At 58.0% G+C, this 21,875-nt stretch carries 18 protein-coding genes and 1 pseudogene; 6 read left to right on the forward strand and 13 right to left on the reverse strand.

What is annotated here, in order from left to right:
• Positions 1–10: 10 nt before the first annotated feature.
• Positions 11–865 (forward strand): pantoate--beta-alanine ligase, encoded by an 855-nt coding sequence (gene panC / locus ACJ8PL_RS18065; RefSeq protein WP_016930063.1) that lies wholly within the window; start codon positions 11–13, stop codon positions 863–865.
• A gap of 145 nt (positions 866–1,010) precedes the next feature.
• A complete protein-coding gene (panD, locus tag ACJ8PL_RS18070) occupies positions 1,011–1,391 on the forward strand; it encodes an aspartate 1-decarboxylase (protein WP_004937544.1) in 381 nt (126 codons plus the stop codon).
• Between the two features lie 34 nt (positions 1,392–1,425).
• Here panD and ACJ8PL_RS18075 read toward each other — a convergent pair whose 3' ends face one another.
• The 3 genes from ACJ8PL_RS18075 to ACJ8PL_RS18085 all read right to left on the reverse strand — a co-directional run bounded on the left by ACJ8PL_RS18075 (position 1,426) and on the right by ACJ8PL_RS18085 (position 4,574).
• Positions 1,426–2,706: a polysaccharide deacetylase family protein gene (locus tag ACJ8PL_RS18075; protein ID WP_123867893.1), complete on the reverse strand. Its 1,281-nt coding sequence runs from the start codon at positions 2,704–2,706 to the stop codon at positions 1,426–1,428.
• Between the two features lie 177 nt (positions 2,707–2,883).
• The gene (locus ACJ8PL_RS18080) at positions 2,884–3,654 is read right to left on the reverse strand and encodes an ABC transporter permease (protein WP_004937535.1); all 771 of its coding nucleotides are present in this window, start codon (positions 3,652–3,654) and stop codon (positions 2,884–2,886) included.
• Positions 3,651–4,574 (reverse strand): ABC transporter ATP-binding protein, encoded by a 924-nt coding sequence (locus tag ACJ8PL_RS18085; protein ID WP_015379030.1) that lies wholly within the window; start codon positions 4,572–4,574, stop codon positions 3,651–3,653. Before ACJ8PL_RS18085 ends, ACJ8PL_RS18080 begins: the two co-directional genes overlap by 4 nt.
• A 210-nt stretch (positions 4,575–4,784) precedes the next feature.
• On the opposite strand from ACJ8PL_RS18085, the gene can reads away from it, so the two are divergent.
• On the forward strand, positions 4,785–5,441 hold the full coding sequence (can, locus tag ACJ8PL_RS18090) for a carbonate dehydratase (protein WP_016930066.1): 657 nt from the start codon (positions 4,785–4,787) through the stop codon (positions 5,439–5,441).
• Between the two features lie 38 nt (positions 5,442–5,479).
• On the opposite strand, the gene hpt is transcribed toward can, so the two are convergent.
• The 4 genes and pseudogenes from hpt to cueO all read right to left on the reverse strand — a co-directional run bounded on the left by hpt (position 5,480) and on the right by cueO (position 8,328).
• Positions 5,480–6,016 (reverse strand): hypoxanthine phosphoribosyltransferase, encoded by a 537-nt coding sequence (hpt, locus tag ACJ8PL_RS18095; RefSeq protein ID WP_004937527.1) that lies wholly within the window; start codon positions 6,014–6,016, stop codon positions 5,480–5,482.
• A 90-nt stretch (positions 6,017–6,106) separates the two neighbouring features.
• Positions 6,107–6,298 (reverse strand): annotated as a pseudogene (locus ACJ8PL_RS18100) (type II toxin-antitoxin system RelE/ParE family toxin); the annotation flags it as partial.
• Between the two features lie 89 nt (positions 6,299–6,387).
• Positions 6,388–6,579: a type II toxin-antitoxin system RelB family antitoxin gene (gene relB, locus ACJ8PL_RS18105; protein ID WP_016930068.1), complete on the reverse strand. Its 192-nt coding sequence runs from the start codon at positions 6,577–6,579 to the stop codon at positions 6,388–6,390.
• Between the two features lie 105 nt (positions 6,580–6,684).
• Positions 6,685–8,328 carry a multicopper oxidase CueO gene (cueO, locus tag ACJ8PL_RS18110; protein WP_016930069.1) on the reverse strand — a complete coding sequence of 548 codons (1,644 nt, stop codon included), beginning with the start codon at positions 8,326–8,328 and terminating at the stop codon, positions 6,685–6,687.
• A 216-nt stretch (positions 8,329–8,544) separates the two neighbouring features.
• On the opposite strand from cueO, the gene ACJ8PL_RS18115 reads away from it, so the two are divergent.
• The 3 genes from ACJ8PL_RS18115 to speD all read left to right on the forward strand — a co-directional run bounded on the left by ACJ8PL_RS18115 (position 8,545) and on the right by speD (position 10,703).
• Complete coding sequence (locus ACJ8PL_RS18115; protein ID WP_033634347.1) at positions 8,545–8,892, forward strand: YacC family pilotin-like protein; 348 nt, start codon at positions 8,545–8,547, stop codon at positions 8,890–8,892.
• Between the two features lie 125 nt (positions 8,893–9,017).
• A complete protein-coding gene (gene speE, locus ACJ8PL_RS18120) occupies positions 9,018–9,881 on the forward strand; it encodes a polyamine aminopropyltransferase (RefSeq protein ID WP_016930071.1) in 864 nt (287 codons plus the stop codon).
• 27 nt (positions 9,882–9,908) lie between these two features.
• Positions 9,909–10,703, forward strand: a complete 795-nt coding sequence (gene speD / locus ACJ8PL_RS18125) for an adenosylmethionine decarboxylase (RefSeq protein WP_004937510.1) — start codon at positions 9,909–9,911, stop codon at positions 10,701–10,703.
• A gap of 32 nt (positions 10,704–10,735) precedes the next feature.
• Here speD and yacL read toward each other — a convergent pair whose 3' ends face one another.
• The 6 genes from yacL to pdhR form a co-directional block, all read right to left on the reverse strand.
• Positions 10,736–11,098: a protein YacL gene (yacL, locus tag ACJ8PL_RS18130; RefSeq protein WP_016930072.1), complete on the reverse strand. Its 363-nt coding sequence runs from the start codon at positions 11,096–11,098 to the stop codon at positions 10,736–10,738.
• A gap of 139 nt (positions 11,099–11,237) precedes the next feature.
• Positions 11,238–13,835, reverse strand: a complete 2,598-nt coding sequence (gene acnB / locus ACJ8PL_RS18135) for a bifunctional aconitate hydratase 2/2-methylisocitrate dehydratase (RefSeq protein ID WP_004937504.1) — start codon at positions 13,833–13,835, stop codon at positions 11,238–11,240.
• A 514-nt stretch (positions 13,836–14,349) separates the two neighbouring features.
• On the reverse strand, positions 14,350–15,774 hold the full coding sequence (gene lpdA, locus ACJ8PL_RS18140; protein WP_004937500.1) for a dihydrolipoyl dehydrogenase: 1,425 nt from the start codon (positions 15,772–15,774) through the stop codon (positions 14,350–14,352).
• A 233-nt stretch (positions 15,775–16,007) separates the two neighbouring features.
• Positions 16,008–17,891, reverse strand: coding sequence for a pyruvate dehydrogenase complex dihydrolipoyllysine-residue acetyltransferase (gene aceF / locus ACJ8PL_RS18145; RefSeq protein WP_004937497.1), 1,884 nt, complete (start codon positions 17,889–17,891; stop codon positions 16,008–16,010).
• Positions 17,892–17,904: 13 nt separating this feature from the next.
• Positions 17,905–20,568, reverse strand: coding sequence for a pyruvate dehydrogenase (acetyl-transferring), homodimeric type (aceE, locus tag ACJ8PL_RS18150; protein WP_033632104.1), 2,664 nt, complete (start codon positions 20,566–20,568; stop codon positions 17,905–17,907).
• Between the two features lie 165 nt (positions 20,569–20,733).
• Positions 20,734–21,498 (reverse strand): pyruvate dehydrogenase complex transcriptional repressor PdhR, encoded by a 765-nt coding sequence (pdhR, locus tag ACJ8PL_RS18155; RefSeq protein WP_004937490.1) that lies wholly within the window; start codon positions 21,496–21,498, stop codon positions 20,734–20,736.
• Between the last annotated feature and the right edge of the window lie 377 nt (positions 21,499–21,875).

Consider the following 21,875-nt stretch of genomic DNA (forward strand, 5'->3'; position numbering starts at 1 on the left):
GAGTCCCCCAATGATTATTATCGAAACCCTGCCGATGCTGCGTCAGCAGATCCGCCGCTGGCGCCAGGAAGGCAAACGCATCGCGCTGGTGCCGACCATGGGCAACCTGCACGACGGCCACATGACGCTGGTCGATGAAGCGCGCGCCCGCGCCGACGTGGTGGTGGTGAGCATCTTCGTTAACCCGATGCAGTTCGATCGGCCGGACGATCTGGCGCGCTACCCGCGCACGCTGCAGGAAGACAGCGAGAAGCTGACTCGCCGCGGCGTCGATCTGGTGTTTGCGCCGGCCCCGGCCGCGGTTTATCCGCAGGGCCTGGAGCAGCAGACCTACGTCGATGTGCCGGGCATCTCCACCATCCTGGAAGGCGCAAGCCGGCCGGGCCACTTCCGCGGCGTTTCCACCATCGTCAGCAAGCTGTTCAACCTGGTGCAGCCTGATTTGGCCTGTTTCGGCGAGAAGGATTACCAACAGCTGGCGCTGATCCGCAAAATGGTGGCGGACATGGGTTACGACATCGATATCGTCGGCGTGCCGACCGTGCGCGCCAAAGACGGCCTGGCCCTCAGCTCGCGCAACGGTTACCTGACCGCCGAAGAGCGCAAGGTTGCGCCGCAGCTGAGCAAAATCATGAACGCGCTGGCGCAACAGTTGGCCAATGGCGAGCGCCAGGTCGAAGCGCTGCTGGAGCAGACCGCCGAGCAGCTGCGCGCCGCCGGCTTTACGCCGGATGAGTTGTTTATTCGCGACGCCGACAGCCTGCAGCCGCTGACGGTGGACAGCCAGCGGGCGGTGGTGCTGATGGCCGCCTGGCTGGGCAAGGCGCGTCTTATCGACAACCAGCAGGTCGACCTGACGCTGTAAGCCGTTTTTTATACTGTCGTCACCCTGAAGCCCTGGCCATTGATAGACAATGGCGAAGCAATCGGTGACGATAGAGATTGCAGGGATGCAGGAGAGATGTTCAACCCCAGCGCCTGTGAAGGCCGATATTCAGTTAGGTAAAGCTATGATACGTACTATGCTGCAAGGCAAGCTGCATCGCGTCAAAGTCACTCAGGCTGACTTGCACTATGAAGGATCCTGCGCCATCGACCAGGATTTCCTGGAGGCCGCCGGCATTCTGGAATATGAAGCGATCGATATTTACAACGTGGATAACGGCCAGCGCTTCTCCACCTACGCCATCGCCGCCGAGCGCGGTTCGCGCATCATATCGGTCAACGGCGCCGCCGCGCGCTGCGCCTGCGTCGGCGACAAACTGATCATCTGCTCCTATGTGCAAATGACCGACGCCGACGCCCGCCAGCACCACCCGAAAGTCGCCTATTTCGAAGGTGACAACAACCTGCAGCGCAAGGCGAAAGCCGTGCCGGTTCAGGTCGCCTGACAATAAAACGGGCGCCTTGCGCGCCCGTTCTTCCTTATTGCACCACCACCGTGCCCGGCTTGTTGGCTATCCGATCCGCCATGGTCTGGATCGAGTCGGTGCGCAGAATATACAGCCGCTTCAGCGTATAGGGGTTATCCCCCGGCTTTACCTTGCCCTGCACCGTGGTCACCGCCAGATGGAAACCGGCGTCCTGCGCCGCCTGAATCGCCCGTTGGTTATAGCCGCCGAACGGGTAGGACAGATACAGCACGTGCGGATTGAACTGCGACAGCGCGCGGCGCGAGCGCTCAAAATCGAACTCGATATTGTGCAGCGAACGGCTCAGCAAAATCGGCTGGCGATTGCCGTCGGTGCGGTGCAGGAAATGGGTATGCGACTGCACGTCGAACACGTCCTGAATCTGCTTGAGCTCCGAGACGCTCATAAACTGCAGCGAGTCCGGGTTCCATTTCTGCGGGTGGCGTTTGATGCGCGAAGAAATGATGAACGCCGTGGCGCGGAAACCGTAATCCTTCAGCACCGGATAAGCGTAGCGATACACCGATTTCAGGCCGTCGTCAAAAGTCAGCACGATCGCCTTGCCCGGCAGGTTGATCTGATTTTTCAGGTAGGCTTCCAGCTGGTACAGCGAAATGGTGTCGTAGCCCGCCTGCTTCAGGTAGGTCATCTGGTTGCTGAACGCCACGTCTGAAGTGGTGGTCGAGGTGTGGCGGAAGCGTTTGTTCTCTTCGTTTTTCAGCAGGTGGTGGTAAGTCAGCACCGGTATGCCGTTATCGATCTCGCAGTCCAACTCATTAATGAACCCCAGCCGCTCGCCGATGTTGACCTCGTACCAGGTGTTGTTCAGGCGATCCTTCAGCTTGCCGATGATCGGATAGCGCAGGTTGCCTTCCAGCGTGCCCAAGACCTCGCTGTCCTTGTCCGCTGCGGTGTATACGTCGATCGTTTTTTGCGTGATCAGATTCTGGTTGGTCAGCGGTTTGTTCAGCTCGCCCAGATCGTCTTGCACCTTGCGCGACTTCTTCAATTCACGCACGTCGTCTTTATCGATAAAGCCGGTACCGTGCCCGAATTTGAATTCGTAGTATTCCGCATCCGCCGGGAAGACTTGGAGCAGTTGCCCGCGCTTCACTTCCCCTACCGGGATCACATGCTCGCCCACCAACGCATAGACTTCGCTATCGCGCTGCGCTTCCATGTATTCAGATTTAACCGCGCTGTCTTCCGACAGCAGACTAGCCAGGCTCACAGGGGAAACCAACGACATCAGAATGCCGAGCAACCCAGCCGTTAACGTGTATTGAGACCGCATGATGATGTTCTGCTTACGAGTGCGTAATGACAAAAGTGGAGGAAATGTGGAGCGCCAGCATAGCACGATTTGAACAGCGGGGAACTAGCGGTTATTTGAGCAATTCTATTGATTTACGCGCCGCCTGCGCCAAATCAAGAAAAACGCCCCCGCCGGGAAAGCGAGGGCGCGATACGATCAGCTGCGCAGGCCGCGGCCACGCTCGATCAGGTACCAGGACAGCAGGTAAAACACCGCGATAAACGCCACCAACACCGCCATGGTGAACGCCAGCGGCACGTCGTTGATGCCGAGAAAACCGTAGCGGAAGCCGCTGATCATATAAACGATGGGGTTCAGCTTGGACACCGCCTGCCAGAATGGCGGCAGCAGCGACAGCGAGTAGAACACCCCGCCCAGGTAAGTCAGCGGCGTCAGCACGAAGGTCGGGATCAGGCTGATGTCGTCGAAAGTGGTGGCGAACACCGCATTGATCAGCCCCGCCAGCGAGAACAGGATCGCCGTCAGCAGCAGCGTCAGCGCAATCACCCACCAGGCGTGCACCTGCAGCGGCACGAAGAACAGTGAGATGATGGTCACCAGCACGCCGACGCAGATGCCGCGCGCCACGCCGCCGCCGACATAGCCGGCGATCACCACGTGGGTCGGCACCGGCGCCACCAGCAGTTCCTCAATGTTGCGCTGAAACTTGGCGCTGAAGAATGACGAGGCGACGTTGGCATAGGAGTTGGTGATGACCGCCATCATGATAAGGCCGGGCACGATGAACTGCATATAGCTGAAGCCGTGCATATCGCCAATGCGCGAGCCGATCAGGTTACCGAAGATGATGAAGTACAGCGTCATGGTGATCACCGGCGGCACCAGGGTCTGGATCCAGATGCGCGCGAACCGGTTTACCTCTTTGGCCCAGATGCTCTGTAAGGCCACCCAATACAAACGCGTCATGCTTTCTCTCCATTGCCGTTAACCAGGGTGACAAACAGCTCTTCCAGGCGGTTCGCCTTATTGCGCATGCTCAGCACCTGCACGCCCTGCGCGCTCAGCTGGGCGAACAGGCCGTTCAGCCCTTGCTCGCGCATCACCTCCACTTCCAGCGTCGAGGTATCCGTCAGGCGGCTGTGGTAACCGTCCAGCTTCGGCAGCGGGCTCTTCGCCGCCAGATCGAGGATGAAGGTTTCCGACTTCAGCTTGGCCAGCAGCCCCTTCATCGAGGTGTTTTCCACCAGTTCCCCATTCTGGATGATGCCGATGTTGCGGCACAGCATTTCCGCCTCTTCCAGATAGTGGGTAGTGAGGATAATGGTGGTGCCCTGGGCGTTCAGCTCTTTCAGGAAGCCCCACATCGAGCGACGCAGCTCAATATCCACCCCGGCGGTCGGCTCATCGAGAATCAGCAGCTTCGGCTGATGCATCAACGCGCGGGCGATCATCAGGCGGCGCTTCATGCCGCCGGACAGCATGCGGGCGCGCTCGTTGCGCTTGCCCCACAGATCCAGCTGATTGAGGTATTTTTCGGCGCGCGCCATCGCTTCACGCCGCGTGACGCCGTAGTAACCCGCCTGGTTCACCACGATCTGCAACACGGTCTCGAACGGGTTGAAGTTGAACTCCTGCGGCACCAGGCCGAGCTGGCGCTTGGCGTTGACGATGTCTTTATCGATGTCGTAACCGAACACCCGCACGCTGCCGGCGGTTTTGTTCACCAGCGAGCTGATGATGCCGATGGTGGTGGACTTTCCGGCGCCGTTTGGCCCCAGCAGGGCATAAAAGTCCCCCGCTTCGACGCTCAGGTCGATGCCGCGCAGCGCCTTGACGCCACCGGCGTAAGTCTTGGTCAGCTGCGCTAATTCCAGTGCATAATTCATATGTAAAATAGTACCTTATAACGATGAGTATGCCGCCGCGCCCCTGTTTGCGAGGCTTGAAACACTAACAATAATCCTAGCATCGACGGCGTTTTCACTGCGTCGAATCCGTGCGGTAAATGAGGCTGCACCACTGTTCCGATTTCCAAATTGTGACGCTTACCCTATATTACCCCAACGCAATCTGTCCGTTACGGGTCAATCACCTTCATGAAAGAAATCGAAGAGCTTATCGCCAACAACCAGGCCTGGTCGGCCAATATCAGTCAGGAAGACCCGGAATTTTTTGAACGTTTAGCCCAGGCGCAAAAGCCCCGCTTCTTATGGATTGGTTGCTCTGACAGCCGCGTTCCCGCAGAACGCCTGACCGGCCTCGAGCCGGGTGAACTGTTCGTCCATCGCAACGTGGCGAACCTCGTGATCCACACCGATCTTAACTGCCTGTCGGTGGTGCAGTATGCGGTAGATGTGCTGGAAGTCGAACACATCATCATCTGCGGCCACCTGGGCTGCGGCGGCGTGCAGGCGGCGGTGGAAAACCCGGAGCTGGGATTGATCGACAACTGGCTGCTGCACATTCGCGATCTGTGGTACAAGCACAGCTCGCTGCTGGGCGAGCTGCCGCCGGAACAGCGTTTCGACATGCTGTGCGAGATCAACGTCATTGAACAGGTGTACAACCTGGGCCACTCCACCATCATGCAGTCCGCCTGGAAGCGCGGCCAGAAGGTGATGATCCACGGTTGGGTGTACGGCATTCAGGACGGCCGTCTGCGCGATATGGAAGTGCTGGCGACCAGCCGCGAGAGCCTGGAGATGGGCTACCGCAAAGCGATAGCCAAACTGAAGCAGGATAAAGGCGTATAACCCCGCCGCGGGCGCGGCTTGCCGCGCCCCACATCCAATTACTCGTCCAGCAGCACCACTTTGCCGACGTACGGCAGGTGACGGTAGCGCTGAGCGTAGTCGATGCCATACCCCACCACGAACTCATCCGGGATCGAGAAGCCGACATATTCGACCGGCACCTGCACTTCACGGCGCTCAGGTTTGTCCAGCAAGGTGCAAATCGCCAGCGACTTCGGCCCGCGCAGCGCCAAAATCTCGCGCACTTTGTTCAGCGTGTTGCCGGAATCGATGATGTCTTCCACGATCAGCACGTCTTTGCCGCGAATGTCTTCGTCCAGATCCTTGAGGATCTTCACGTCGCGGGTGGTGGACATGCCGCTGCCGTAGCTGGAGGCGGTCATAAAGTCGACTTCGTGCGGCACCTCGATCGCGCGGCAGAGATCGGCCATGAACATGAAGGAGCCGCGCAGCAGCCCGACCAGCACCATGTCGCTGCCGCTGTCGCGGTAATGTTCGGTGATCTGGCGGCCAAGTTCGGCGATACGGGTCTTAACTTCCTGCTCGGAAATCATTACGTCTACAGTGTGTTTCATAGTATTCAGGTCAGTTGCCGGAAGAAAGGCGCAGAGTTTAGCATAGGCCGTTACGACTTGCCTCTCTCCCGGACAGGGGAGTTTTCTTTATTAAGGGTATTCCTGACGAGCGTGCAGGACACTCACTATTTCAATATGCGCAGCCAGCACGCGGTAAACCACAATGTAATTAGGATGAACAACCATTTCACGAGTCCCGTTCACCCTGCCTGGCCGGAATAGATAAGGATGTTCCGCTAACGGGATAACCGACTCTTCAATGCGTTGTAACAAAGCCTCAGCGGCAAGTGGATTTCACTCAGCGATAAAAGCCAGCAGCGTATATAAACCCGTTTTTGCTTCGTCAGTCCATTTGACGGTTAACATAAGGGTCAGGCCGATTTTCTTTTGGCTTTCGCCTGCTCGATAATGTGACGAGCGCCTGCCATGACTTCGTCATGGGGGATACGGGAGGAGTCGCTATTGATGGAAGATTCCACGGTGCTTCTGAACCAACGATCGTAGCTATCAGCCTGCTCTTGAGTCTCAAACTCAGAAACGATGGGATCCAATTTTGTCGGCATGACGCACTCCTCAAAAGCTGATATTTTAATCAGTATAACGGCTTCCTTTCATTGAACCAAGCGGTGGCGACGCGAGCGCACCGCCACCTGAGCGATGAACCGCAATCAGTCGTCGACGGTAAAGCCCATCATCATGCCGGTATCTTCGTGTTCCAACAGGTGGCAGTGGGCCATATACGCATGTTCGCTGCTTGCCGGATGATCGAAGCGCACCAGCACTTCGCTGCGCCACCCTTCGACGCGCACCGTGTCCTTCCAGCCGCTGCGATGCGCCGCCGGCGGTTTGCCGTTTTCCGACAAGATACGGAACTGGGTGCCGTGAATGTGGAACGGATGCAACATCATGTCGCCCTCACCGGAAATGGTCCATTTCTCATACTGGCCTCGTTTGGCGGCGAACATCGGCTTGGTCATATCGAAGGCCTTGCCGTTGATCATGTTGCCGTGGCTGAAGTCGAACGGTTTGGCTTTGCTCTGCGCGCCGCCGTGATCCATCCCGGCCATCTTGCCATGATCCATGCCCTTCATGTTGCCGTGGTCCATGCCCTGCATGCCGCCCTTCTCCATGCCTTTCATGTCTCCAGCGCCCGTCGCGCCATGATTCATGCTCATGCCGGCCATCGCCTGGTGGCCATAGCGATCCATCAGCGCCTGCATGCCGAGCCTATCCAGCTGCGGATCCATCATCAGCTGCAGCCAACGCTCCTGGATGCCGGTGGTGGCAGGCAATGTCGGCAGCTTCACCAGGCTGTCCGGCATGGTTTTGATACCCTGCGCCAACGACGGCTGAATGCGCAGCACCGGCAGCGGTTGATCGAACGGCGCCAACGTCATGCCCATCTGCTTCACCGGCAGCGTCACGATATCAAACGCTTTCCCGTCGGAGGCATCGACCAGCACTTCAAAGCGTTCGCCCATCAGCATCGGCAGCTCGGTCAGCTTCACCGGCTCCGCCAGGAAACCGCCGTCGCTGGCGATAACATACAGCGGACGGTTGTCACTGGCCGCCAGATTCAACGAGCGGGCGTTGCAGCCGTTGAGAAAACGCAGACGCAACCAGCCGCGCGGCGCCAGATGTTGCGGATACTGCGCGCCATTGGTGAACATGCGATCGCCAAACCAGCCCACCGCCGCGCTCATCACGTCCAGGCGGTATTCGATCTGCGCGTCTTTATCCAGCCGCTTATCCTGCAGGATCACCGGAATATCATCCTGCCCCCAGGTTTTCGGCAGCGGCAGTTTGGCGCTTTCATCGTCTTCCAGCAGTACCAACCCCGCCAGCCCCATCATCACCTGGCTGCCGGTTTTACCGTGCGTGTGCGGGTGGAACCAGCAGGTGGCCGCCGGTTGATCGACGGTGAAATTCACCGTGCGCGTCGCGCCGGGGTGGATCAGCGCCTGCGGGCCGCCATCGACGTCGCCGGGAATTTCCAGCCCGTGCCAGTGGACGGTACTGGCCTCCGCCAGGCTGTTTTTGATATCGACCGTCACCGGCTGGCCACGCTGCAGCTTCACCGCCGGCCCGAGCAGCGCGCCGTTGAATCCCCAGGTTTTGGTGGCGGCACCGGGCAACCAGCGGGTTTCCCCCGCCTGCAGCGCCAGCGCAATCTTTCCCTGCGCGCCCGGCGTCAACAGCGGCGGTACCGGCAGGGCCGGCCGATCGGCCGCCCAAGCCGCCCGGCTCCATAACGGCAATGCGCTCGCCGCGCCCAGCGCAGCGGTTAATTTAATAAAATCACGGCGTAACATCGCTGACTCCCTTTTCTCAGTGACATAACTCAATGCCGCCAGCCTAAACCTTCCCCCAGGCGGAAGGTCAAGCCTTTCCTGGCGGTATTTTAAGCTATGCCTCACAATCAGAGAGTGTGACTGACACACGCGACGCCGGCCCGGCAGCAATAAAATTTGGTGCCTTTACAGGCAAGTGTGGTAACGTCAACAGACGACAAACAGGCCTATTTCATGATGAAAAAAACAACGTTATCGATGCTGTTGCTGGCGATGCTGGGCTTCTCCAACGCCAGTCTGGCGCTGAATGAATCCGAGGCGGAAGATCTGGCCGATCTGACGGCGGTATTTATTTATTTGAAAAATGATTGCGGCTACAACGATTTGCCAAATGTGCAAATCAAACGCGCTATCGTCTATTTCGCACAACAAAACCGCTGGGATTTGAGCAACTACAACAGCTTTAACATGAAGGCGCTGGGCGAAGACAGCTATCGCGATCTCAGCGGCATCGCCATTCCAACGCCTAAGAAGTGCAAATCGCTGGCGCGCGACTCGTTGAGCCTGCTGGCCTACGCCAACTAATTCCGCCCCTCTCCCCCACCCGCCTTTCGCTCTCTCTGTCTGAAATTCAACCGTGCATCGCCAGACAGAGTTAGCTATGATGTTGCGCCGATTTTTCATGGCTGTTATTACGGAGTTTCCCGCACATGACCCAGAAAGAAATTTGGTACGAAACGCTGCATACGGGCTTCGGCCAGTACTTCTCGGTAGAGAAGGTGCTGTACCGCGAGAAGACCGATCATCAGGATCTGGTGATCTTCGAGAACCCGGTGCTGGGGCGCGTGATGGCGCTCGACGGCGTGGTGCAAACCACCGAGCGTGACGAGTTCATCTATCACGAAATGCTGACCCACGTGCCGCTGCTGGCGCATGGCCAGGCGAAGAAAGTGCTGATCATCGGCGGCGGCGACGGCGGCATGCTGCGCGAAGTCAGCCGGCACCCTGGCGTGGAGCAGATCACCATGGTCGAGATCGACGCCGGCGTCGTCGAGTTCTGCCGCCAATACCTGCCCAACCACAGCGCCGGCGCCTATGACGATCCGCGCTTCAAGTTGGTGATCGACGACGGCGTCAACTTCGTGAATCAAACCGACGAAACGTTCGATGTGATCATCTCCGACTGCACCGATCCGATCGGCCCCGGCGAAAGCCTGTTCACCTCGGCGTTTTATGAAGGCTGCGCCCGCTGCCTGAATGAGGGCGGCATTTTCGTTGCGCAGAACGGCGTCTGCTTCCTGCAACAGGACGAGGCGGTCAACAGCCACGCCAAACTGAGCCGCTACTTTAGCGACGTCAGCTTCTATCAGGCGGCGATCCCGACCTATTACGGCGGCATCATGACCTTTGCCTGGGCGAGCCAGAACCCGGCGCTGCGCCAGCGCGATCTGCCTACCCTGCAACAGCGCTTTAACCAAAGCGGCCTACACTGCCGTTATTACAACCCGGCAATTCACGTCGGCAGCTTTGCCCTGCCGCAATATTTGCTCAATGCCCTGAACGTAACACGTTAAGCGAGAAGATAAAGGAGGTGGCCCAAATTGCATAAGCTAAAACTGCACGGCTTCAACAACCTGACCAAGAGCCTGAGTTTTTGTATTTACGATATTTGTTACGCCAAAACCGCGGACGATCGCGATGGCTATATCGCCTACATAGACGAACAATATAACGCCAACCGGCTGACCGAGATCCTGAGCGAAACCTGCTCGATCATCGGCGCCAATATTCTGAACATCGCGCGTCAGGACTACGAGCCGCAGGGCGCCAGCGTCACCATCCTGGTCAGCGAAGAGCCGATCGATCCGAAAGACGTCGATACGTCGGAACACCCAGGCCCGCTGCCGAATACGGTCGTCGCGCACCTGGACAAAAGCCATATCTGCGTACACACCTACCCGGAAAGCCATCCGGAAGGCGGGCTGTGCACCTTTCGCGCCGATATCGAGGTCTCGACCTGCGGCGTCATTTCGCCCCTCAAGGCGCTGAACTATTTAATTCACCAGCTGGAATCCGACATCGTCACCATGGACTATCGCGTGCGCGGTTTTACCCGCGACGTGAACGGCGTGAAACATTACATCGATCATGAGATCAATTCGATCCAGAACTTTATGTCGGAAGACATCAAGGCGCTTTACCACATGATGGACGTGAACGTTTACCAGGAAAATATCTTCCATACCAAGATGTTGCTGAAGGATTTCGATCTGAAGCACTACCTGTTTAACGCGGAGCCGGAGGCGTTGAGCGCCGCCGAGCGCAAGCAGATCACCGATCTGTTATGGAAAGAGATGCAGGAAATCTATTACGGCCGCAATATTCCGCATCTATGATGGAAAGGGCGCGGCACGCCGCGCCCTGATGCTTAGTACTTCAGCATGAAAGAACGATAGGCCTTCAACACCCGCAGGAAGTCCTCAACGCCGCAGAATGAGAGGCTTTCTTCATCGTAGTAGTTCATCCCCTCTTCCATTTCATCGCCCTCGAACTCCAGCTGATTGGCGCGGATCATCACTTCTTCACCGTCCATCAGCAGCGTATATTCATGGCCTTCCAGCTGCCATTGACGCTCGCTGCCTTTGACCTCGGCCGCACCGGCTTCAATCCGGTCCAGCAGGTTGAAATCGCCTTTAACTTCTTCATTGATCCAGTGGCCAATCGCTTCATGCCCCATCGAAAATCTGACGATCACCTGACCGGTGACGTCACGCAGAAATTCGTAATCCATAGCATGCCCTCCTGAGCCCTTTTTCTTAGTGTAAACATAAATGGCTGACTAACTCAGTGAGCGCTCGCAAAGTTGGCAACTGAGCAAAATAAAACGGGAGGCCAAGGCCTCCCGTTAAACAGTTGCGCAATATAGCGGCTTACACGGCGGTTTGGAAGATCACGCCGTCGGCTTTTTCGGTGTACTGGCCCAGCTGGTCAAAGTTCAGGTAGCGGTAGGTATCCGCCGCCGTCTTGTCGACCTGCGCCATATAGGTCTGGTACTCGTCCGGCGTCGGCAGGCGGCCCAGCAGGGACGCTACCGCGGCCAGTTCGGCAGACGCCAGATAGACGTTGGCGCCGGTGCCCAGACGGTTCGGGAAGTTACGGGTTGAGGTGGAAACCACCGTCGCGCCGTCCGCCACGCGCGCCTGGTTGCCCATGCACAGCGAGCAGCCCGGGATCTCGATACGCGCGCCGCTCTTGCCGAAGACGCTGTAGTAGCCTTCTTCGGTCAGCTGAGCCGCATCCATCTTGGTTGGCGGCGCCACCCACAGACGGGTCGGCAGCTGGCCCTTGTGCTGATCCAGCAGCTTGCCGGCCGCGCGGAAGTGGCCGATGTTGGTCATGCAAGAACCGATGAATACCTCATCGATTTTGCTGTTGGCCACGTCGGACAGCAGGCGCGCGTCGTCAGGATCGTTCGGCGCGCAGAGGATCGGCTCTTTGATCTCGTTCAGATCGATGTCGATCACCGCCGCGTATTCCGCATCCGCATCGCCTTCCAGCAGTTGCGGATCCGCCAGCCATTTTTCCATGCCCTGAATACGGCGCTCCAGCGTACGGCGATCGCCGTAGCCTTCGGAGATCATCCACTTCAGCAGCACGATGTTGGAGTTCAGGTACTCTTCGATCGGCGCCTTGTCCAGCTTGATGGTACAACCGGCGGCGGAACGTTCGGCGGACGCATCGGTCAGCTCAAACGCCTGCTCGACCTTCAGGTCCGGCAGGCCTTCGATCTCCAGAATGCGGCCGGAGAAGATGTTTTTCTTGCCCTTCTTCTCGACGGTCAGCAGCCCTTGCTGGATCGCGTAGTAAGGGATGGCGTGCACCAGATCGCGCAGGGTGATGCCCGGCTGCATTTTGCCTTTGAAGCGCACCAGCACCGACTCAGGCATATCCAGCGGCATCACGCCGGTCGCGGCGGCAAACGCCACCAGACCGGAACCGGCCGGGAAGGAGATGCCGATCGGGAAGCGGGTGTGGGAATCGCCGCCGGTGCCGACGGTGTCAGGCAGCAGCATGCGGTTCAGCCAGGAGTGGATCACGCCGTCGCCCGGACGCAGCGATACGCCGCCGCGGTTCATGATGAAGTCAGGCAGCGTGTGGTGCGTGGTCACGTCGACCGGTTTCGGGTACGCGGCGGTGTGGCAGAACGACTGCATGACCAGATCGGCGGAGAAGCCAAGGCAGGCCAGGTCTTTCAGCTCATCGCGGGTCATCGGGCCGGTGGTGTCCTGAGAGCCGACGGAGGTCATCTTCGGTTCGCAGTATTCGCCTGGGCGAATGCCGGCGACGCCGCAGGCGCGGCCGACCATTTTCTGCGCCAGCGAGAAGCCTTTGCTGCTGGCGGCTACCGGTTTGGCGATGCGGAACACGTCGCTGTGCGGCAGACCCAGCGCTTCGCGCGCCTTAGTGGTCAGGCCGCGGCCGATGATCAGCGGGATACGGCCGCCGGCGCGCACTTCATCCAGCAGCACGTCGGTTTTCAGCTCGAAGTTGGCGATCAGCGCGCCGGTTTCGTGGTTGCGCACTTCACCTTTGTACGGGTAAACGTCGATCACGTCGCCCATGTTCAGCTCGGACACGTCCACTTCGATCGGCAAGGCGCCGGCATCTTCCATGGTATTGAAGAAGATAGGCGCAATCTTGCCGCCCAGCACCACGCCGCCGCCACGTTTGTTCGGCACGTGCGGGATGTCGTCGCCCATGAACCACAGCACCGAGTTGGTGGCGGATTTACGGGAGGAACCGGTGCCGACCACGTCGCCGACGTAGGCCAGCGGGAAGCCTTTCTTGTTCAGCAGCTCGATCTGTTTGATCGGGCCGACGCTGCCAGGCTGATCCGGCACGATGCCTTCACGTTCGTTTTTCAGCATCGCCAGCGCGTGCAGCGGGATGTCCGGGCGCGACCAGGCGTCCGGCGCCGGAGAAAGGTCGTCGGTGTTGGTTTCGCCGGTGACTTTGAACACGGTGACGGTGATCTTTTCCGCCAGCTCAGGGCGCGACAGATACCATTCGGCGTCAGCCCAGGACTGCATGATCTGCTTGGCGTGCGGGTTGCCGGCCTTGGCCTTCTCTTCCACGTCGTAGAAGTTGTCGAACATCAGCAGCGTGTGGGACAGCGCTTTGGCGGCGATCGGCGCCAGTTTTTCGTTGTCCAGCGCTTCGATCAGCGGATGAATGTTATAGCCGCCCTGCATGGTGCCTAACAATTCAATGGCTTTCTCGGGGGTAACCAGGGGGGATGTCGCTTCACCTTTGGCGATGGCCGCCAGGAAACCTGCTTTGACGTAGGCGGCTTCATCGACGCCCGGTGGAACACGGTTAATCAGCAGGTCTAACAGGAATTCTTCTTCGCCTTTTGGCGGATTCTTCAGTAGTTCGACCAGCGCGGCCATTTGGGTGGCGTCTAGCGGCTTAGGGGCGATGCCCTCAGCAGCACGCTCGGCTACGTGCTTACGGTATTCTTCTAGCACGACGTTCTCCTCGCTCTCATTGTCATTTATTGTGCCTGGCGTATATGCAAACCGGGTTTATACCCTTTGGGTTTCACTCTGTGGCTAGGCGATCGGCCCGTAAAGGCCCCGAAACGGTGACTGGGGCAAACAAGCGCGGTCAAACAGCGTTACAGCATGAAAGACTGATGGGTAGAGCGCACGGCGATATTGATGCCATCTATCCTGACGGGGCACTGCTGTCGATGTCCTGGACTGTAAGGTACAGTGCCCGGTTCCGCTCAGCCAGCATATCAGGATTTGAAACGGTTGTTAATTCGTTCACATAAAAGCAACATTAAATCTTTGCTGAATCGTTGAGCGCAGCGTAATCGGCTGCCGGACAAACAGGGCATTATATCCACATAATTAAAACGGATATAAGCATGAGGATCGGAATTTGGCGCAGCGGCCACAAAAAACCGTTTTGTGCATCTGGGCAAAAAAAAACGGCCCCTTCTCAGGAGCCGCTTGTTAACCGGTCAAGCCAGCAGAATTACTTCTTCTTGGCTTTCGGGTTAGGCAGGTCGGTGATGCTGCCTTCGTAGATTTCCGCCGCCAGGCCCACGGATTCGTGCAGGGTCGGGTGAGCATGGATGGTCAGCGCGATGTCTTCCGCGTCGCAGCCCATCTCGATGGCCAGACCGATTTCACCCAGCAGTTCGCCGCCGTTGGTGCCGACAATCGCGCCACCGATGATGCGGTGAGTTTCTTTGTCGAAGATCAGTTTGGTCATGCCGTCTGCACAGTCGGAAGCGATCGCACGGCCGGAAGCCGCCCACGGGAAGGTGGAGGTTTCGTAGCTGATGCCTTTCTCTTTCGCTTCTTTCTCGGTCAGACCCACCCACGCCACTTCCGGCTCGGTGTAAGCGATGGATGGGATCACTTTCGGATCGAAGTAGTGCTTCATGCCGGCGATAACTTCTGCGGCAACGTGGCCTTCGTGCACGCCTTTGTGCGCCAGCATCGGCTGCCCGACGATGTCGCCGATGGCGAAGATGTGCGGCACGTTGGTGCGCAGCTGTTTGTCGACGTTGATGAAGCCACGCTCGTCAACTTCCACACCGGCTTTGCCGGCATCCAGCAGTTTGCCGTTCGGCACGCGGCCGATCGCCACCAGCACCGCGTCGTAACGCTGTGGTTCTGCCGGCGCTTTTTTACCTTCCATCGTGACGTAGATGCCGTCTTCTTTGGCTTCTACCGCGGTCACTTTGGTTTCCAGCATCAGGTTGAACTGCTTGCTGATACGTTTGGTGAAGACTTTCACCACGTCTTTATCTGCCGCCGGGATAACCTGATCGAACATTTCAACGACGTCGATCTGTGAACCCAGCGCATGGTATACGGTGCCCATTTCCAGGCCGATGATGCCGCCGCCCATAACCAGCAGACGCTCTGGGACGGTTTTCAGCTCCAGCGCATCGGTGGAATCCCACACGCGTGGATCTTCATGAGGAATGAATGGCAGTTGGATCGGACGAGAGCCTGCAGCGATGATGGCGTTGTCGAAGTTGATGGTGGTTGGGCCGTTTTCGCCTTCCACAACCAGGGTGTTAGCGCCGGTGAACTTGCCCAGGCCGTTGACCACTTTCACTTTACGGCCTTTCGCCATGCCAGCCAGACCGCCGGTCAGCTGAGTGATGACTTTTTCTTTCCAGACGCGCACTTTGTCGATGTCGGTTTTCGGCTCGCCGAAAACGATGCCGTGTTCGGCCAGCGCTTTGGCTTCTTCGATCACTTTGGCAACGTGCAGCAGTGCTTTGGAAGGGATACATCCCACGTTCAGGCAAACCCCGCCCAGAGTGGAATAACGTTCAACCAGAACGGTTTCAAGACCTAAGTCAGCGCAACGAAAGGCTGCAGAGTAACCTGCCGGGCCCGCCCCAAGTACCACGACCTGAGTTTTAATTTCAGTACTCATCATGACCTCTTAATTGATTGTCCGGCGGGTCAGACGTCATTTTTATTGCTAATCGATCTCATAACGCCCTTCATCCACCGGGACGCTTACACCGCGAGCAGTTTACAGAATTGTTAATAATCTGCAAAGCGTGTTCGAGTGACCCGTGTCTCAACAATTTTGTCGAGTTATGCAAAATCCGACAAAACTGCTACAGAATCGTCAGGGGCGCAGCATGCTGCGCCCCTTTTGCATTACATCACCAGACGGCGAATGTCGGACAACATGTTGTTGATGATGGTGATGAAGCGCGCACCATCGGCACCGTCGATAACGCGGTGGTCGAAGGACAGCGACATCGGCATCATCAGGCGCGGCATGAACTCTTTACCGTTCCAGACCGGCTCCATCGCAGACTTGGAGACACCCAGGATAGCCACTTCCGGCGCGTTGACGATCGGCGCGAAGTGAGTCGTCCCGATGCCGCCCAGGCTGGAGATGGTGAAGCAGCCGCCCTGCATCTCGCCCGCGGTCAGCTTGCCGTCGCGCGCTTTCTTGGAGATGGTCATCAGCTCGCGAGACAACTCGGTGATGCTCTTCTTGTTCACGTCCTTGAACACCGGAACCACCAAGCCGTTCGGGGTATCTACCGCCACGCCGATGTTGATGTATTTCTTCAGCGTCAGCTTCTGGCCATCTTCGGACAGCGAGCTGTTGAAGCGCGGCATCTGCTCCAGAGCGGCAGCGACGGCTTTCATGATGAACACGACAGGCGTGAACTTCACGTCCAGCTTGCGCTTGGCCGCTTCTTCGTTCTGCTGCTTGCGGAACGCTTCCAGATCGGTGATGTCGGTTTTGTCGAAGTGAGTCACGTGCGGGATCATCACCCAGTTGCGGCTCAGGTTCGCGCCAGAGATCTTCTGGATGCGGCCCATCTCGACTTCTTCGATCTCGCCGAACTTGCTGAAGTCCACTTTCGGCCATGGCAGCATGCCCGGCAGACCGCCGCCGGCAGCAGCCGGAGCCGCTTCAGCGCGTTTCACCGCGTCTTTCACGTAAGCCTGAACGTCTTCGCGCAGGATGCGGCCTTTACGACCGGTGCCTTTCACTTTCGCCAGGTTAACGCCGAATTCGCGCGCCAGACGACGAATGACCGGAGTCGCGTGCACGTAGGCCGCGTTCTCGGCGAACTCGCCTTTGTCTTCAGCTTTCGCAGCCGGCGCGGCGGCTTTAGCGGCGGCCGGCGCCGGCGCAGCGTCCGCTTTAGCGGCTGGAGCGGCGGCAGCGGCAGGCGCAGCGCCTTCCACTTCGAACACCATGATCAGGGAGCCGGTTTTCACTTTATCGCCGGTCGCGATCTTGATCTCTTTCACGGTGCCCGCGAACGGCGCTGGCACTTCCATGGAGGCCTTGTCGCCTTCCACGGTGATCAGAGACTGCTCGGCGGCAACCTTGTCGCCCACCTTGACCATCACCTCGGTCACTTCGACTTCATCACCGCCGATGTCCGGCACGGCGACGTCTTTGGCCGCAGAGGCCGCAGGCGCTGCAGCGGCAGCCGGTGCTTCAGCCGCAGCCGGGGCGGCAGCGGAAGCGGCGCCGGCCACTTCGAACACCATGATCAGGGAACCGGTTTTCACTTTGTCGCCGGTCGCGATCTTGATCTCTTTCACGGTGCCCGCGAACGGCGCAGGGACTTCCATGGAAGCCTTGTCGCCTTCCACAGTGATCAGGGACTGCTCGGCTTCCACCTTGTCGCCCACTTTCACCAGGATCTCGGTCACTTCGACTTCGTCGGCGCCGATGTCCGGCACGGCAACGTCTTTGGCCGCAGCGGCAGCCGGGGCAGCTGCTGCTGCCGCCGGTTTTTCTTCCGCTTTCGCCGCCGGAGCAGCTTCCGCTGCGCCTGCCGCTTCGAAGATCATGATCAGTTTGCCGGTTTCGGTTTTATCGCCGACCGCCACTTTGATCTCTTTCACCACGCCCGCCTGCGGGGAGGGCACTTCCATGGAAGCCTTGTCGCCTTCCACGGTGATCAGCGATTGTTCCGCTTCAACTTTATCGCCGACCTTCACCAGAATCTCGGTGATTTCGACTTCATCTGCACCGATGTCCGGTACGTTGATTTCGATAGACATTATTCAGTACCTCTTAGGCCAGACGCGGGTTAACTTTTTCCGGGTTGATGTCGAATTTCTTGATTGCGTCAGCAACCACAGAAGCTTCGATCTCACCGCGTTTAGCCAGTTCACCCAGAGCAGCAACCACCACGTAGGACGCATCGACTTCAAAGTGGTGACGCAGGTTTTCGCGGCTGTCCGAACGACCGAAGCCGTCGGTGCCCAGTACGCGATAATCGCTGGCCGGCACATAAGTACGAACCTGTTCGGCGAACAGTTTCATGTAGTCGGTAGAGGCTACCGCCGGTGCGTCGTTCATCACCTGAGCGATGTAAGGCACGCGTGGCGCTTCGGTTGGGTGCAGCATGTTCCAGCGCTCGCAATCCTGGCCGTCGCGCGCCAGTTCGGTGAACGAGGTCACGCTGTAGGTGTCGGAACCCACGCCGTAGTCCTTCGCCAGGATTTGCGCAGCTTCGCGCACGTGGCGCAGGATGGCGCCGGAGCCCAGCAGCTGCACCTTGCCTTTGCTGCCTTCCAGCGTTTCCAGCTTGTAGATACCCTTGCGGATACCTTCTTCCGCACCCTGCGGCATCGCAGGCATGTGGTAGTTTTCGTTCAGCGTGGTCAGGTAGTAGTACACGTTTTCCGGGTTGTCGCCATACATGCGCACCAGACCGTCGTGCATGATCACCGCCACTTCGTACGCGTAAGCCGGATCGTAAGAGATGCAGTTAGGGATGGTCAGAGACTGAATGTGGCTGTGGCCATCTTCGTGCTGCAGACCTTCGCCGTTCAGGGTAGTACGGCCCGAGGTCCCGCCGATCAGGAAGCCGCGCGCCTGTTGGTCGCCCGCTGCCCAGCACAGGTCGCCGATACGTTGGAAACCGAACATCGAGTAGTAGATGTAGAACGGAATCATCGGCAGATCGTTGGTGCTGTAGGAGGTCGCTGCGGCCAGCCAGGAAGAGGCTGCGCCCAGTTCGTTGATGCCTTCCTGCAGGATTTGGCCTTTCTCGTCTTCTTTGTAGTAAGCAACCTGCTCACGGTCCTGCGGGGTGTACTGCTGGCCGTTCGGGCTGTAGATACCGATCTGACGGAACAGACCTTCCATACCGAAGGTACGCGCTTCGTCGGCGATGATTGGCACCAGACGATCTTTGATCGACTTGTTCTTCAGCATCACGTTCAGGGCACGCACGAAGGCGATAGTGGTGGAGATCTCTTTGTTCTGCTCTTCCAGCAGCGAGCTGAAATCTTCCAGCGCCGGCATTTCCAGCTTCTGGGTGAACTCCGGCAGACGGGTAGGCACGTAGCCTTTCAGCGCCTGGCGACGTTCGTGCAGGTATTTGTACTCTTCGGAATCTTTCTCGAAGGTGATGTACGGCAGTTTTTCGATGTCAGCATCGGCAACCGGCACGTTGAAACGATCGCGGAAGTGGTGAACCCCTTCCATGTTCATTTTCTTCACCTGGTGAGCGATGTTTTTACCTTCCGCGGTTTCACCCATGCCGTAACCTTTGATGGTGTGGGCCAGGATAACGGTCGGTTTGCCTTTGGTGTCCTGCGCTTTTTTCAGTGCAGCGAAGATTTTCTTCGGATCGTGACCACCACGGTTCAGCGCCCAGATTTCGTCGTCGGTCATGTCTTTGACCAGCGCCGCGGTTTCCGGGTAACGGCCGAAGAAGTGCTCGCGCACGTAAGCGCCGTCTTTGGATTTGAAGGTCTGGTAGTCGCCGTCCAGGGTCTCGTTCATCAGCTGAACCAGTTTACCGCTGGTGTCTTTGCGCAGCAGCTCGTCCCAACGGCCGCCCCAGATCACTTTCAGCACCTGCCAGCCTGCGCCGGAGAAGATGCCTTCCAGTTCGTTGATGATCTTGCCGTTACCGGTGACCGGGCCGTCCAGGCGCTGCAGGTTGCAGTTGATGACGAACACCAGGTTGTCCAGCTTCTCGCGAGTCGCGATGGTGATGGCGCCTTTGGATTCCGGCTCATCCATCTCACCGTCGCCCAGGAAGGCGTAAACGGTCTGCTCAGAGGTGTCTTTCAGGCCGCGGTGTTCCAGGTATTTCAGGAACTTCGCCTGATAGATGGCGCTGATTGGGCCCAGGCCCATGGATACGGTCGGGAACTGCCAGAATTCCGGCATCAGCTTAGGATGCGGGTAAGAGGACAGACCGTTGCCGTGCACTTCCTGACGGAAGTTGTTCATCTGTTCTTCGGTCAGGCGGCCTTCAAGGAAGGCGCGCGCGTAAACGCCCGGAGAGATGTGGCCCTGGAAGTACACCAGGTCGCCGCCGTCTTTCTCGTTGCGTGCGCGGAAGAAGTGGTTAAAGCAGACTTCATAGAAGGTCGCGGAAGACTGGAAGGAAGCCATGTGGCCGCCCAGCTCCAGGTCTTTTTTGGATGCGCGCAGAACGGTCATGATCGCGTTCCAACGGATCGCAGAGCGAATGCGGCGTTCCAGATCCAGGTTGCCTGGGTAGGCCGGTTCGTCTTCTACCGCGATGGTGTTGACGTAGTTGTGCGCTGCAGCACCTGCCGCAACGTTAACGCCGCCTTTGCGGGCTTCTCCCAATACCTGATCAATCAGAAACTGAGCTCGCTCAACACCCTCTTCACGGATGACCGATTCGATCGCCTGCAGCCAGTCGCGGGTTTCGATCGGATCCACGTCATTGTTTAAACGTTCTGACATGGTGGTATTCCTTATCTGTCTAATGGTTTGTTTGGAGCCTGTCTTCCTGTGTTCTGTGCCAAAACACACGAAGACAGGCCCATCAGTTTAGTTGCCGCTTAAGTACTTAACTAAGTACCTCGAACTTAACCCCCGCAGGCTGGTGTACCCTGAAGAGGACAGCTCTTAATCCTTGCGTTGCTGGAGACGCCGCAGCGATCTCTCGCGCCGAGTATGCTCCCGGCTGAGATCCAGCAAGATTTCCTCGATAAACGCCAAGTGGCGATGCGAGGCTTCACGGGCCTTTTCCGGCTCGCGTGCCACAATCGCCTCAAAAATTCCGGCGCGGTGGCTGCTCACTTTTGCCAACATCTCACGGCGCGAGTAGAGCAATTCAAAGTTCTGACGCACGTTCTGTTCCAGCATCGGCCCCATGCAGCGTAGCAGGTGAAGTAACACAACGTTGTGAGCGGCTTCGGTCACGGCGATTTGATACTGCATGACCGCATCGGCCTCGGCGTCGAGATCGCCGCTGTCTTGAGCCTGTTGAATCACGATATGGCAGTCGCGGATGCGCGCCAGATCTTCATCGGTGCCGCGCAGCGCCGCGTAATAGGCGGCAATGCCTTCCAGCGCGTGACGGGTTTCCAGCAGATCGAACTGTGATTCGGGATGGTCGGCCAGCAGCTCGGCCAGCGGATCGCTGAAGCTCTGCCACAGATTAGTTTGCACGAAGGTGCCGCCGCCCTGACGGCGCAGGAGCAGCCCTTTCGCTTCAAGGCGCTGAATGGCCTCTCTCAGAGAAGGACGGGAGACATCAAATTGTTTCGCCAGCTCGCGCTCCGGAGGCAGTTTTTCGCCTGGGCGCAGTGTCCCCTCGAGGATCAGGTATTCGAGCTGTTGCTCGATAACATCTGACAACTTGGGTTGGCGGATTTTGCTGTAGGCCATGAGTGAATTCTTCTCTGCGAATGGCGCGGAGTCAATTGGTAATACCAATTTCAAAAACGTGACGGTAAAGTAACAAAGTATTCACCTCCTGTCCATACGGGCCTTGATCGAAATCAGGTTACCCGCACATTTTAACACCCCGCTGAAAACCCCGCTGCAAACCGGTAACGCCGTGATGGTATTACCATTTACGCGGCGGGTTGGGGATTTAACTTTTACCAAACCTTACGCAAGGCAGAGTGCAAACTTTTTGCCCGAGTTTTATTGCATGGTTATGACGCTTTAATGAATGGCTATTTGGCGAGCGGCGCAACGGTGGTTCGTTCATTATTTGAATGCGCCCCACCGTTCAGATCTACGTTATTTTTGCGCATTAT

It is taken from the genome of Serratia sp. CY83965, assembly GCF_052166375.1.
Classification (GTDB): domain Bacteria; phylum Pseudomonadota; class Gammaproteobacteria; order Enterobacterales; family Enterobacteriaceae; genus Serratia; species Serratia marcescens.